Genomic DNA, 13,358 nt, shown 5'->3' with positions numbered 1-13,358 from the left:
GGGGGGCCGCGCGCGACGGGAGACGACGGATGAACGATCGGGCGATGGACGTGCTGGACTTCTGGTGGCAGGCCGGGCCGGCGGAGTGGTTCCGGGCGGATCCGGGCTTCGACGAGCGCTGCCGGGACACGCTGCTCGCCCTCCACGAGGAGGCCGCCGCCGGGGCGCTCGACGGCTGGCAGGAGACGCCGCACGGCACGCTCGCCCTCCTGATCCTGCTCGATCAGATCCCGCGCAACGTGTTCCGGGGCACGCCGCGGGCGTTCGCCACCGACGACAAGGCGCTCGCCATCGCGCGGCGGGCCATGGAGGAGGGCTTTCCCCGGGCCTATCCGAAGGACGTGCGGGTGTTCTTCTACCTGCCCTTCACCCATGCGGAGGACATGGCCGCCCAGGAGATCTGCGTGGACATGACCCGCCCGCTCGGCATGGAGGTCTACCACTACGCCCTGATCCACATGGACGCGATCCGCCGCTTCGGCCGGTTCCCGCACCGGAACGCCATCCTCGGCCGTCCGTCCACGCCGGCCGAGGAGGCCTATCTGGCCAGCGGCGGCTTCAAGGGCTGAGCGGCGGGCGCCTGCCGGGCGACGGTCAGGCGCGCTCCGCCGGCTTCACGACGGCGCCCGCGAGCGCGGCGACGGCCACGAAGCCGGACGCCACCATGTTCCAGCCGGCGAACGACAGGCCGAGGAGGCGCCAGCTCGCCTCCGTGCAGGAGACGAGCCGGGTCGCGCGCATCTGGGACAGGAGGTCGCCGGCGTTCGTGGTCGGGCCGGTGCCGCCGCCGCAGTCGGACGGGCCCGGCCAGAAGCCCCATTCGGCGCCCGCCTGATAGCCGCCGAGCGCCGCGCCGACCAGGAAGGCGAGGCCGCCGAGCCCGGCCGCCACACGCGCCAGCGCCGGCGCCCGCCGGCGGAGGAGGAAGGCGACCAGGAGCAGCGGCAGACCCACGTAGTAGGGAATGCGCTGCTGGTAGCAGAGCTTGCACGGCACATAGCCGCCGATCAGCTGAAAGCCCCAGGCGGCCGCGATGGCGGCGAGCCCGACCGCGAAGGCGGCGGCGAGAGGAAGAACCGGAACGGGCGTGCGGGGGGAAAGAGCGGCCATGGACACTCCGGCGGGATGCGGGCGACCTTCGCCTAGCATCGGCGGGCCGCCGCGTCCATCCGGCTGCGCCCGTCCTCGCGCCGCCGTGACCGGCGGGCCGTCGACGAGGAGAGGATTGCCCCGGACCCCGCGAGCTAGGGCCCGCGACGTCGTCGTTTCGGCTCCGTGGGGCTGGGGGGCTGGAATGCGAAGCCGCTCCGCCGACCGGTCCGGGACAACGGGAGGATCCTCAAGCCCCGGAACGGCGGAGGCTGGACCGAAAAGAGGCGATCTCAAGAAAGTTTGTAACCGGATGTGACGGCGCCCGACCGTCCGGCGGGGCCGAACCCCGATCGTGCGGTCCGAACGACCGCTCGCGCCGGCTCTCGACCGCCGCGGTCCACCCCGCCGTGCACGGGGTCAGAAGTCGGCGGTGAGGCCCTTGATCTCCCAATCGCCGTAGCGGACCGGCTCCAGGCCGCCGCGCCCGTTCACCTCGCGCGGGGCCGCGGCGGCTTCGGCTTCCGCCTCGGCCCGGCGGGCCTCCGCCTCCTTCAGGGCGCGCTGGGCGGCCGGAGGAAGGTCCTCGAACCGGCGTGCGGGGGCGGCCTCGGTGGGCTCGGGAGCGGTCGGGGCGGCGGGAACGGGGTCGGTCATGGTCGTCGGTCCGGATGTCGCGCGCAAATGGATCCACGCCAGAGGGTCTGACGGGCGGGGTCTGTCGGGCGCGCCCGCTCGGGAAGACCGGCGGTCCGGGCGTCAAGCGCCGGAACGGGCCTCATTCTTGATGCGGTGCGTCGTCCACCCCATCATATAGGCGTCCCCACGGGCCTTGTCCCGTGCCGGACGCCGGATCCGCCCCGCCGGCGACCTTCGGGCCCTAGCGTCGCGTCTCGTCCCCCATGAACATGGTCCGCACCGCACTTCTCCTCGCCGCCCTCACGGCGCTCTTCATGGGCGTCGGCTTCCTGATCGGCGGCCAGCAGGGCATGGTCATCGCCTTCGTGTTCGCGGCGGGCATGAACCTCTTCAGCTACTGGAACGCGGACAAGATGGTGCTGCGCATGCACCACGCCCAGGAGGTGGACGAGCATACCGCGCCGGAGTTCTATCGCATGGTGCGCCAGCTCGCCGCCAACGCGCAGCTGCCCATGCCGAAGGTCTACATCATCCACAATCCGCAGCCGAACGCGTTCGCGACCGGCCGCAACCCGGAGAACGCCGCCGTGGCGGCCACCACCGGCCTCCTGGAGATGCTGGAGCCGGAGGAGGTGGCGGGCGTCATGGCGCACGAGCTCGCCCACGTGAAGAACCGCGACACCCTGATCATGACGATCACGGCGACGATCGCCGGCGCGATCTCGATGCTGGCCAACTTCGGCTTCTTCTTCGGCGGCAACCGGGACAACAACGGCAACCCGCTCGGCTTCGTCGGCGTCCTTCTCGCCATGATCGTGGCGCCGCTCGCGGCGATGCTGGTGCAGATGGCGATCAGCCGGACCCGGGAATACTCGGCCGACCGCCTCGGCGCGGAAATCTGCGGCAGCCCGCAGTGGCTGGCCTCCGCGCTCGGCAAGATCGCCGGCGGCGCGGCGCGCATTCCCAACATGACGGCCGAGGCGAATCCTGCTACGGCCCACATGTTCATCATCAATCCGCTGTCGGGTCAGCGCATGGACAACCTCTTCTCGACCCACCCGGCCACCGAGAACCGGATCGCCGCGCTGATGGACTTCGCCCGTGAGATCGGCCGCCCGGCCGCCCCCATGCGGACGGAGCGCGTGGCGGAGCCGGCCCGGCAGGGTCCGTGGGGACGGTCGAGCGCGCCGACCGACAGCCGCAGCAACCGTCGTGGACCCTGGGGATGAGACCACCGAAGACACCGGGCTCCGGCTCCGGACGCCGCCCGCCCGAGGGCGGCGAGGGACAGGGCCGCGGTCGCCAGAGCCGGGGGGATCGTCCCGCAGGCGCGCCGGGACGCAACGGTCCGCCGCACGGCGGGCCGGGTCGTTCACGCGAGGGTCGTGCCGACGACCGTCCGCCGCGCGCGGCGGATGATCGCCCGGCCCGGTCGGTCGACGGCAAGGCGGGCGGAAACGCCGGCGGCAAGCCGTTCCGGGGCAAGGGGCCGGGCGGCGGCGGATCCCGTCCGGCCGGCGCCGGCGGGTTCCGGGGCGGCCCGCGCGGCGGGCGGGGAGCGCAGGACGGAGAGAGAGCGTCGCGGGGCCGGGCCCAGGTGGGCCTCGCGGCCCGCCAGCTGGCCGTCGACCTCGTCGCCACGGTGCGCAAGGGCAAGCTCCTCGACGTGGTTCTCGACAACGGCAAGCTCGCCGACCGCTACCAGTTGCTCGAACCGCGCGACCGCGGCCTCGTGCGCGCCATCGTGGGCATTACGCTGCGCCGGCACGGCCAGATCGAGGACGCCATCGGGCGTTTCCTGGAGCGCCCGCTGCCGGACGACGCCGGATCGCTGAAGGCCGCCATGGCGGTCGCGGCGGCGCAGGTACTGTTCATGGACATCGCCGACCATGCGGCCGTGGCGCTCGGCGTGGAGGTGGTGGACGCCGACAAGGCGGCCCGCCCGTTCAAGGGCCTCGTCAACGCGGTGCTCCGCCGGGTGGCGGCCGCCAAGGAGCTGATCCTCGCCGAGCAGGACGCAGCCGTCCTCAACACCCCGGCCTGGATGCTGGAGCGGTGGACGGCCACCTACGGGCCGGAGACGGCCCGCGGCATCGCCGAGATCCAGCTCGTCGACCCGAGCATCGACCTGTCCGTGAAGAGCGACCCGGAGGGCTGGGCGGCCCGGCTCGGCGGCATCGTGCTGCCGAACGGCACGGTCCGCATTCCGACCCAGGGCGCCATCGAAAAGCTGGACGGCTATGACGACGGCGAGTGGTGGGTGCAGGACGCGGCCGCGACGCTGCCCGTCCGCCTGCTCGGCGACGTGAAGGGCAAGAAGGTCGCCGACCTCTGCGCCGCCCCCGGCGGCAAGACGGCCCTCCTGGCCCATCTCGGCGCCCAGGTCACGGCCGTGGACGTGTCCGGCTTCCGGCTCGCCCGCCTGCAGCGCAACATGCACCGCCTCGGCCTCAAGGCCGACGTGGTGACGGCGGACATTTCCGAGTGGCTCGCCGGCCCGTTCGACATGATCCTGCTCGACGCGCCCTGCACGGCCACAGGCACGCTCCGGCGCCATCCGGACGGGCTCACCGCCAAGGGGCCGGGCGATCTGGCGTCCCTCGCCGCTCTCCAGCGCAAGCTGATCGACCAGGCGATCCGCAGCCTCAAGCCCGGCGGCCTCTTCGTCTATTCCACCTGCTCGCTGGAGCCGGAGGAGGGGCCGGACCAGATCCGTCGCCTGATGCTGATCGACGCCCCGGTCGACCGGGTGCCGGTCACCTCCGACGAGGTGTTCGGGATGGCCGACCTGGTGACGCCGGAGGGCGACATCCGCACCCTGCCGACCCACCTGCCCAATCCGGACCCGCGCCTGTCCGGCCTCGACGGCTTCTTCGCCGCCCGCCTCCGCCGGCGGGTGTGACGCGGCACGGCCGGCGCGCGGCCCCTGACGACGCCGGTCTCACGCCGGCATCGAGGGCCGCCGCATGTCGGGTCCGGGCGGAGACCGATCTCATTTGATGACTGATGAACACGAATTGGTAACCACGTCCGGGTCCAATGGTCCGGCGTGGGCAAGCCGCGGCCGTCCGCGATTCGGGCGGCGTCGGGCCGCGGCGTCGCCGGACCGGTGACGGCGCGACGGACGGCGGAGAGCCGCCCCGCGGGCCCTGCTCACGCCCGTCGGCCCCGATCCGGCGCGACGCGCCCGGAGCGCGAGCCGCGTCGATGCGGGCGATGAGGAGAGGAGACGCGCACATCATGGCCTGGGAGTCGGCCACCGGATACGCCCGACTCCTGGCCCATGCGGCAGGCGTCGCGGCGCGGCGCGCCGTCGTGGCCGTGGAAGCGGGTCCGTTCGCCCGCTGGCGCTGGCCCGGCCCGACGCCCGAACGGCTCGTGATCGCCCCCCAGGACATCCGCACCGCCGACCCGACCCTCGCCGCCGACATCTACGCCGGCCTGTTCGCCTTCGCCGGCAAGGTGGTGGAGACCGGCGGCCGATCGCCGTTCGAGGTCCGGGAGGCGTCCGACGACTGGATGCGCGTCCTCCACGGCTTCACCTGGCTCCGGCACCTGCGCGCGGCCGACGGGGCGCTGACCCGCCAGAACGCCCGCGCCCTGGTGGCCGACTGGATCGCCCAGGAGGCCAAGGCGCCGCCGCTCGCCTTCGAGGCGGAGGTGCTGGCCCACCGTGTGCTGGCCTGGATCACCCAGTCGCCGCTGATCCTGGAGGACGCGGACCGCAGCTTCTACCGCCGCTTCCTGCGCTCGCTGACCCGCCAGCTGCGCCGGCTGCGCACCCGCTACCTGGACGCCCAGGAGGGCTGGCCGCGGCTCCTGTCGGCGATCGCGGTCGCCGAGGCGGCGCTGTCCCTCGACGGCCAGCAGCGCCTGGTGCGCCAGGCGACTCACCGGCTCGACCAGGAGCTGTCCGACCAGGTGCTGTCGGACGGCGGCCATGTGAGCCGGAACCCCGGCATCCTCCTGGAGATCCTCACCGAGCTCCTGCCGCTCCGCCAGGCCTATACGGCGCGCGGCCTCACCCCGTCGAACACCCTCATCGGGGCGATCGACCGGATGATGCCGATGCTGCGCTTCTTCCGCCATTCGGACGGCGCCTTCGCGCATTTCAACGGCATGGGCTCGACCCCGGCGGACCAGCTCGCCACCGTGCTCGCCTACGACGACGTGCGCGGCCGGCCGGTGCAGGACGCCAGCTATTCCGGCTACCAGCGGCTGGAGGCGGGCGGCACGCTGGTGCTGATGGACGTGGGCGGCCCGCCGCCGCTCGCCCTCAGCGCCGGCGCCCACGCGGGCTTCCTGTCGTTCGAGATGAGCGGCGCCGCGCATCGGTTCATCGTCAACTGCGGGGTCGCCGAGGGCGACGAGCGCTGGCGCCAGATCGCCCGCGCCACGCCGGCCCACTCCACCCTCACCGTGGAGGAAACCTCGTCCGCCAGCTTCCTCACCCAGCCGGCCCTCCGCCGCCGCCTGGGGCCGCTCCTCGTCAGCGGCCCGTCGTCGGTGACGGCGCGCCGCACGGAGGGGCCTGCCGGCATCGAGGTGGTGGCGCGGCACGACGGCTATTCGCGCCGGTTCGGCCTCATCCACGAGCGGCAGATCGTCCTGAACGCCGACGGGTCTGTCCTCACCGGCCTCGACCGGCTGATCACCCGCAGCGGCGGGGCGGACGGGCGGCGGCGCTTCGATATCCGCTTCCACCTCCATCCGGCCGTGCGGGCGAACCGCACCGCCGGCGGCGACATCCTCCTCCTGTCGCCGGACGGGGAGGCCTGGACCTTCTCCTGCCCGCTGATCGAGCCGGTGCTGGCGGAAAGCATCTACCTCTCCGACGTGCATGGCCGCCGCCGATCGGCCCAGATCGTCCTGTCCGGCGGCGCGCGGGTGACGCCGGAGGTGGGCTGGACCCTCACCCGGACGGGGCTCTCCAACCGGGTGCGCGGCGGCCGCGCGCGGGCCGGCCAGGTCGGGCCCGATCTCTTCGGCTGAGGCGGGGCGCGCCGGGTTCCGCCGCGGGCGGATCCGTGCTATCGCGCGCGCCACCCTTCTGCGCTTGCCCCGGAGTCCTCTCATGACCGGCCACCTCGACCGCATCCAGCCGAAGCGGGCTCTCATCTCCGTCTCGGACAAGGCTGGCCTGGTGGAGTTCGCCCGGGCGCTCGCCGACCGGGGCGTCGAGGTCCTGACCACCGGCGGCTCCAGGGCCATGCTGGAGGAGGCCGGCGTGCCGGTGACCGAGGTCGCCGCCATGACGGGCTTCCCGGAGATCATGGACGGCCGGGTGAAGACCCTGCACCCGAAGGTGCACGGTGGTCTCCTCGCCGTGCGCGACAACACCGAGCACCAGGCGGCCCTGCGGACGCACGGCATCGAGCCGATCGACATCCTGGTGGTCAACCTCTACCCGTTCGAGGCCACCGTCGCCCGCGGCGCCTCCGTGGACGACACCATCGAGAACATCGACGTGGGCGGGCCGGCCATGATCCGCGCCGCCGCCAAGAACCACGCCTGGCTGACCGTGGTCGTAGAGCCCGCCGACTATGCGGCCGTTCTCGCCGAACTGGACGCGGGCGGCGTGCCGTTCGACCTCCGCCGGCGGCTCGCCGCGAAGGCCTTCAGCCGCACCGCCGCCTATGACGCGGCGATCTCCGGCTGGTTCGCCGGCGCCCTCGGCGGCGAGACCGGCGACTTCGCGGCCGTGGGCGGCCGGCTCCAGGAGGCGCTGCGCTATGGCGAGAACCCGCACCAGTGGGCGCGCTTCTACGTGGGCGGCGGCAACCGGCCGGGCGTCGCCACGGCGCGGCAGCTCCAGGGCAAGCAGCTCTCCTACAACAACATCAACGACACGGACGCGGCGTTCGAACTGGTGGCCGAGTTCGCCGACGAGCCCGCCGTGGCCATCATCAAGCACGCCAACCCGTGCGGCGTGGCGACCGGCGCCAGCCTCGCGGAGGCCTACGGCAAGGCGCTCGCCTGCGATCCGGTGTCGGCCTTCGGCGGCATCGTGGCCCTCAACCGGACCCTCGACGCGGACGCGGCGGCGAGGATCGTGGATGTCTTCACCGAGGTCATCATCGCGCCGGACGCCACCGACGAGGCGGTGGCGCTGGTCGCCGCCAAGAAGAACCTGCGCCTCCTCGTCACCGGCGGCCTGCCGGACCCGCGGGCCCCGGGCCTGTCCGTGCGCACGGTCGCGGGCGGCCTCCTGTTCCAGTCGCGGGACAACGGCGTCGTCACCGCGGACGGCCTCAAGGTCGTGACCCGGCGCGCGCCGACCGACCGGGAGCTCGCCGACATGCTGTTCGCCTTCAAGGTGGCCAAGCACGTGAAGTCGAACGCCATCGTCTACGTGAAGGACGGCCGCACCGTCGGCATCGGCGCCGGCCAGATGAGCCGGGTGGACAGCTCCCGCATCGCCGCCCGCAAGGCGGAGGACGCCGCCCGCGCGGCCGGCGTCGCGGAGCGGCTCACGGAGGGCGCGGTAGTCGCCTCAGACGCCTTCTTCCCCTTCGCTGACGGCCTGGAGGCCGCCATCGAGGCCGGCGCCACCGCGGTGATCCAGCCGGGCGGGTCGGTCCGCGACGACGAGGTCATCGCCGCCGCCGACGCCGCCGGCCTCGCCATGGTGTTCACCGGCATGCGCCACTTCCGCCACTGAGCGGCGGACGGGCCTCGACGCCTCAGCGGGTCGGAACCGGGGTCTCGCCGCGGTAGTCGTAGAAGCCGCGCTGGGTCTTGCGGCCGAGCCAGCCGGCCTCGACATACTTCACCAGCAGCGGGCAGGGGCGGTACTTGCTGTCGGCGAGGCCCTCGTAGAGCACCTGCATGATGGACAGGCAGGTGTCGAGGCCGATGAAGTCGGCGAGCTGCAGCGGGCCCATGGGGTGGTTGGCGCCGAGCCGCATGGCGGTGTCGATGGCGTCCACCGAGCCGACGCCCTCGTAGAGCGTGTAGATCGCCTCGTTGATCATCGGCAGCAGGATGCGGTTGACCATGAAGGCCGGGAAGTCCTCCGACACCGCGATGGTCTTGCCGAGACGCGCGACGAACTGCTTGGCGGCGTCGAAGGTCTCGTCCTCGGTGGCGATGCCGCGGACCAGCTCGACGAGCTGCATCACCGGCACCGGGTTCATGAAATGAATGCCGATGAAGCGCTCCGGCCGGTCCGTGGAGGCGGCGAGGCGCGTGATCGAAATGGACGACGTGTTCGTGCCGACCATCGCCTCCGGCTTCAGCGACGGACAGAGCGCGCTGAAGATCTTGCGCTTCACCGTCTCGTTCTCGGTGGCGGCCTCGATGACGAGGTCGTAGTCGCCGAACTCGTCGAGGGTCAGCACGGGGTGGATCCGGCCGAGCGCCTCGACGCGCTCCTCCTCGCTGATCTTCTTGCCGGCCACCTGGCGGGTCAGGTTGCCGTTGATGGTCGCGAGACCGGCCTCGATCCGGTCGGGCGACGTGTCGTGCAGGCCGACCTTGAAGCCCTTCAGGGCGCAGACATGGGCGATGCCGCTGCCCATCTGGCCGGCACCGATGACGCCCACGGAGTTGATCTCGACCATACCCGTCCTCGACTTCTAACGCGGGCCCGCTCCCGACGGCGGCCGGCGCACCGCCCTGGGTGCGCCGGAACCATCGATCATCCGAGCGCCTTGGTGAGTTCTGGTACGACGTCGAACAGGTCCCCGACAAGTCCATAATCGGCGACCTGGAAGATGGGCGCCTCCTCGTCCTTGTTGACGGCGACGATGACCTTGCTGTCCTTCATGCCGGCCAGATGCTGGATGGCCCCGGAGATGCCGAGGGCGATGTAGAGGTCGGGGGCGACCACCTTGCCGGTCTGGCCCACCTGCCAGTCGTTCGGCGCGTACCCGGCGTCCACCGCCGCGCGCGAGGCGCCGACGGCGGCCCCGAGGGCGTCGGCGAGCGGGATCACCACCTCCTGGAACTTCTCCGCCGAGCCGAGGGCCCGGCCGCCGGAGACGATGATCTTGGCGGAGGTCAGCTCCGGCCGGTCGCTCTCGGAGATCGCCTCGCCGACGAAGGACGAGACGCCCGGGTCGCCGGCGGCGGACACGGTCTCCACCGGGGCGGAGCCGCCGGCCTCGGCCGCCTTGAAGGCGGCGGTGCGCACGGTGACGACCACCTTGGGGTCGGTCGCCTCCACGGTCTGGATGGCGTTGCCGGCATAGATCGGCCGCTCGAACGAGGCCGGGCCGACGACGGCGGTGACGTCCGACACCTGCATCACGTCGAGAAGCGCCGCCACCCGGGGCAGGGCGTTCTTGAACGTGGTGGTGGCCGGGGCGACGATCGCCCGGTAGGCGGGGGCGAGCGCCACGATCAGAGCCGCCAGCGGCTCCGCCATCTGGTGGGCGAGGCTGGCGTCGTCGGCGACGAGCACCTTGTCGACGCCGGCGAACCTGGCGGCCTCGGCGGCGACGGCGGAGGCGCCGGAGCCGGCGACCAGCACGTGCACGGGCTCGCCCATCTGGAGAGCGGCGGAGAGCGACTTGGCGGTGGCGTCCTTGAGCGTCGCGTTGTCGTGTTCGGCGAGAAGAAGGGTGGTCATGGTGTCATCTCTCTCCCGTCGCTCAGAGCACGCCGGCTTCGGTCTTCAGCTTCATCACGAGGTCGGTCGCGGAGGCGACGCGCACGCCCGCCACGCGGCCCTTCGGCTCGGCGGTCTTCACCACCTTCAGCCGCGGCGCGGTGTCGACGCCGTAGTCGGCGGCGGACTTGGTCTCGAGCGGCTTCTTCTTGGCCTTCATGATGTTCGGCAGCGAGGCGTAGCGCGGCTCGTTGAGGCGCAGGTCCGTCGTGACGATCGCCGGCAGCGTGAGCCGCACGGTCTGCAGGCCGCCGTCCACCTCGCGGGTGACGTTCACGGCCTCGCCGTCGAGCTCGACCTTGGAGGCGAAGGTGCCCTGGCCCCAGCCGGTCAGCGCGGCCAGCATCTGGCCGGTCTGGTTGCAGTCGTCGTCGATCGCCTGCTTGCCGAGGATCACGAGGCCCGGGGCCTCCTCGGCCGCCACCGCCTTCAGGATCTTGGCGACGGCGAGCGGCTCCACGATGCCGTCCACCTGGACGAGGATGCCGCGGTCGGCGCCCATGGCGAGCGCGGTGCGGATCGTCTCCTGGGCCTGCGCCGGGCCGATCGACACCACCACCACCTCGGTCGCCTTGCCGGCCTCCTTCAGCCGCAGCGCCTCCTCGACGGCGATCTCGTCGAACGGGTTCATCGACATCTTCACGTTGGCGAGGTCGACCCCGGTGCCGTCCGCCTTCACGCGGATCTTCACGTTGTAGTCGACGACCCGCTTCACGGGCACGAGAATCTTCATGAGGATACCTCCCGGGCCGCCGTTCTGTCGCGGCGGCCGATGTATCGGACTTATTGCGGCGCAATATCCCGGCGGACCCTAAAGACCGCGCCGAGGGACTGTCAACGCATACCGTGGTCGCATCGAACCTTTGGCTTACGTTTGCGTCAAGTGGGAGCTTGCGCCACCAGGTTCCGGTCGAACAGCGGCACGCCGGGCCGGCGCATCACCAGGATGAGCAGCACGCCGGCGACGAGCCCGCCCACGTGGGCCCACCAGGCGACCGCCTCCTCCTCGGTGGTGACGGCCGAGACCACCTGGATGGCGACCCAGAGGGCCAGCGGCCAGCGGGCCGTGAGGCGGAGCGGAATGCGGCCGAGCACCAGGATCCACAGCTTGGTGCGCGGGTGGAGCATCAGGTAGGCGCCCACCACGCCCGCCACCGCGCCGGACGCTCCGACCAGCAGCGTGTCCGAATGGGGCATCATGGCCGCATGGGTCAGCCCGCCCGCGGCCGCGGTGAGCACGTAGAAGGCAAGGTAGCGCCGATGGCCGACCGCGTCCTCCACGTTGTCGCCGAACACCCACAGGAAGACCATGTTGCCGAGAAGGTGCCACACGTCGCCGTGGACGAGCGCGTAGGTCGCCACCGTGGTCCACTCGGGCACGAGGTCCAGCCCCTCCGGCGCCGGCAGGCCGTCGAACAGGTAGAGCGGCGTCAGGCCGAGCCCGAACGCGGCGGCGTAGTAGGCCTCCACCACCATGTCGCTCTGGAACACGAAGTAGACGAGGCAGGTGACCGCGATAATCGACCAGTTCACGAATGGGCGCGGGATATGCTCCAGCGGGTTGTGGTCGTAGAGGGGCACGAACATCGGTCTTGCGGTCTCCGCCTCGCCGTCGCGGGGTCGTCAGCGGGTCTTGCCGGGCACCCAGAGCACGTCGGCGGCGCCCTTGTCGTTCACCCAGCGGCTCGCCACGAACAGGAAGTCGGACAACCGGTTCAGGTACTTGACCGCCTCCGGGTTGACCGGCTCGGCCGGGTCGGCGGCGAGTTCCACCACCAGGCGCTCGGCGCGCCGGCAGACCGTGCGGCCGAGGTGCAGGTAGGCTGCCGCCGGCGTGCCGCCCGGCAGCACGAAGGAGCGCAGCGGCGACAGGTCCTTGTTGAGCGCGTCGATCTCGCCCTCCAGGCGGGTCACCTGGGAGGCGAGGATGCGCAGGGGCTCGTAGCCGAGCGGCTCGCCGGTGTCCGGCGTCGCGAGGTCGGCGCCAAGGTCGAACAGGTCGTTCTGGATGCGCGCCAGCATGGCGTCCACGTCGGGCAGGCCGGCGGTATGGAGCCTGGCGAGACCGATGGTGGCGTTGGTCTCGTCCACGGTGCCGTAGCTGGAGACCCGGAGGTCGTACTTCGGCCGGCGCTCGCCGGACCCGAGCGCCGTGGTGCCGGCGTCCCCGGTGCGGGTGTAGATTCGGTTCAGAACCACCATCTGGTCAGCCTTTCCGTGTCCGGCGCGACGGGCCTCCCGCCGCGCCCGGAGCCGGATCTCACACCGGCGGCCGACCTCCGCGACGGTCGTCGCGGGTCGGCGGGCCGGGCGTCAGAAGCGGTAGCCCACGGAGGCGGAGACGGAGGTCATCCCCGGATTGTCGTCGCCGCAGAGGTCCGCGTGCGACAGGTGCTCGATGCCGGCGAGAATGCGCCAGTGTTCGTCCAGTGACCAGCCCACCGCCGCCGCTTCCCGGAAGGTGGCCACGCAGCCGAGCGGGCCGTTGTCGCCGCCCGTGTTGAGCGCGCCGCCGAGCGAGGCCTCCAGGAACAGCGCGTCCGTCACCGGGATCGTCCAGGTGAAGCCCGCGTAGCCATAGGCCGGGTCGGAGTCGACCGGCGCCACCACGCCCGCATGAAGGCGGGGCCCGAAGACGAAATCCACGAGCGAATTGCCGCTGTCGATCGGCAGGCCGGAGGAGAGGATCTCGGCGCCGACGCCGACCCCCGTGTCGTCCTCGAACACGGCCGTGCCGAGCATCCGCGCGCGAACCTCGTCGAACAGCCGGAAAGCCTCCGCCGGGGCGGCTTCGGCCAGGGGCGTCGCGGCCGCGTGGGACGGATCCAGGTCGGCCGCGAAGGCCGGACCGGCGAGGGCGAGGAGAACCGCGCCCGTCAGGAGGACGGACGACAGGCCGCCCGATCGGCGGCCGAGGTTGAACAGCATCGGAAGGCTCCGCGAGGCGAATCGATCAAGGCCTCGACCGTGGCCGAGAGCCGTCGCCGGGACAACCGTGCGCCGCCGCCTTCAATCACCC

Annotated in this window: 13 protein-coding genes; 5 read left to right on the top strand and 8 right to left on the bottom strand. The window is 72.2% G+C overall.

All coding sequences use genetic code 11. The features are described from left to right. Window positions 1-29 precede the first annotated feature (29 nt). Window positions 30-569: a DUF924 family protein gene (locus HND91_RS00560; protein ID WP_181704571.1), complete on the top strand. Its 540-nt coding sequence runs from the start codon at window positions 30-32 to the stop codon at window positions 567-569. A 25-nt stretch (window positions 570-594) separates the two neighbouring features. Here the strand turns inward: HND91_RS00560 and HND91_RS00555 are convergent, their stop codons facing one another. Beyond that, on the bottom strand, window positions 595-1,110 hold the full coding sequence (locus HND91_RS00555; protein ID WP_181704570.1) for a disulfide bond formation protein B: 516 nt from the start codon (window positions 1,108-1,110) through the stop codon (window positions 595-597). 399 nt (window positions 1,111-1,509) lie between these two features. Further along, window positions 1,510-1,746 (bottom strand): DUF1674 domain-containing protein, encoded by a 237-nt coding sequence (locus HND91_RS00550; RefSeq protein WP_181704569.1) that lies wholly within the window; start codon window positions 1,744-1,746, stop codon window positions 1,510-1,512. Window positions 1,747-1,991: 245 nt separating this feature from the next. Between HND91_RS00550 and htpX the strand changes: the two genes are divergently transcribed. The 4 genes from htpX (at window position 1,992) to purH (ending at window position 8,389) form a co-directional block, all read left to right on the top strand. Continuing rightward, window positions 1,992-2,957, top strand: a complete 966-nt coding sequence (gene htpX, locus HND91_RS00545; protein WP_181704568.1) for a zinc metalloprotease HtpX — start codon at window positions 1,992-1,994, stop codon at window positions 2,955-2,957. 368 nt (window positions 2,958-3,325) lie between these two features. Then, the gene (locus HND91_RS00540) at window positions 3,326-4,630 is read left to right on the top strand and encodes a transcription antitermination factor NusB (RefSeq protein ID WP_181704567.1); all 1,305 of its coding nucleotides are present in this window, start codon (window positions 3,326-3,328) and stop codon (window positions 4,628-4,630) included. A 338-nt stretch (window positions 4,631-4,968) separates the two neighbouring features. After that, a complete protein-coding gene (locus tag HND91_RS00535; protein ID WP_181704566.1) occupies window positions 4,969-6,720 on the top strand; it encodes a heparinase II/III family protein in 1,752 nt (583 codons plus the stop codon). A gap of 82 nt (window positions 6,721-6,802) precedes the next feature. Further along, on the top strand, window positions 6,803-8,389 hold the full coding sequence (purH, locus tag HND91_RS00530) for a bifunctional phosphoribosylaminoimidazolecarboxamide formyltransferase/IMP cyclohydrolase (RefSeq protein ID WP_181704565.1): 1,587 nt from the start codon (window positions 6,803-6,805) through the stop codon (window positions 8,387-8,389). Between the two features lie 22 nt (window positions 8,390-8,411). Here purH and HND91_RS00525 read toward each other — a convergent pair whose 3' ends face one another. The 6 genes from HND91_RS00525 to HND91_RS00500 all read right to left on the bottom strand — a co-directional run bounded on the left by HND91_RS00525 (window position 8,412) and on the right by HND91_RS00500 (window position 13,267). Continuing rightward, window positions 8,412-9,290, bottom strand: coding sequence for a 3-hydroxybutyryl-CoA dehydrogenase (locus HND91_RS00525; RefSeq protein ID WP_181704564.1), 879 nt, complete (start codon window positions 9,288-9,290; stop codon window positions 8,412-8,414). Window positions 9,291-9,367: 77 nt separating this feature from the next. Then, window positions 9,368-10,300: an electron transfer flavoprotein subunit alpha/FixB family protein gene (locus HND91_RS00520; protein WP_181704563.1), complete on the bottom strand. Its 933-nt coding sequence runs from the start codon at window positions 10,298-10,300 to the stop codon at window positions 9,368-9,370. A 22-nt stretch (window positions 10,301-10,322) separates the two neighbouring features. Continuing rightward, a complete protein-coding gene (locus HND91_RS00515) occupies window positions 10,323-11,072 on the bottom strand; it encodes an electron transfer flavoprotein subunit beta/FixA family protein (RefSeq protein ID WP_181704562.1) in 750 nt (249 codons plus the stop codon). 146 nt (window positions 11,073-11,218) lie between these two features. After that, entirely contained in the window at window positions 11,219-11,926 is a 708-nt protein-coding gene (locus tag HND91_RS00510) for a rhomboid family intramembrane serine protease (protein WP_181704561.1), read from the bottom strand. Between the two features lie 36 nt (window positions 11,927-11,962). Next, entirely contained in the window at window positions 11,963-12,541 is a 579-nt protein-coding gene (locus HND91_RS00505) for a cob(I)yrinic acid a,c-diamide adenosyltransferase (protein WP_181704560.1), read from the bottom strand. A gap of 111 nt (window positions 12,542-12,652) precedes the next feature. Continuing rightward, window positions 12,653-13,267, bottom strand: coding sequence for an acyloxyacyl hydrolase (locus HND91_RS00500; protein ID WP_181704559.1), 615 nt, complete (start codon window positions 13,265-13,267; stop codon window positions 12,653-12,655). Between the last annotated feature and the right edge of the window lie 91 nt (window positions 13,268-13,358).

Source organism: Chthonobacter rhizosphaerae (assembly GCF_013839525.1).
Classification (GTDB): domain Bacteria; phylum Pseudomonadota; class Alphaproteobacteria; order Rhizobiales; family Pleomorphomonadaceae; genus Chthonobacter; species Chthonobacter rhizosphaerae.
Note: the sequence above shows the minus strand (reverse complement) of the source record. Positions and strands in the feature narration are given on the sequence as shown.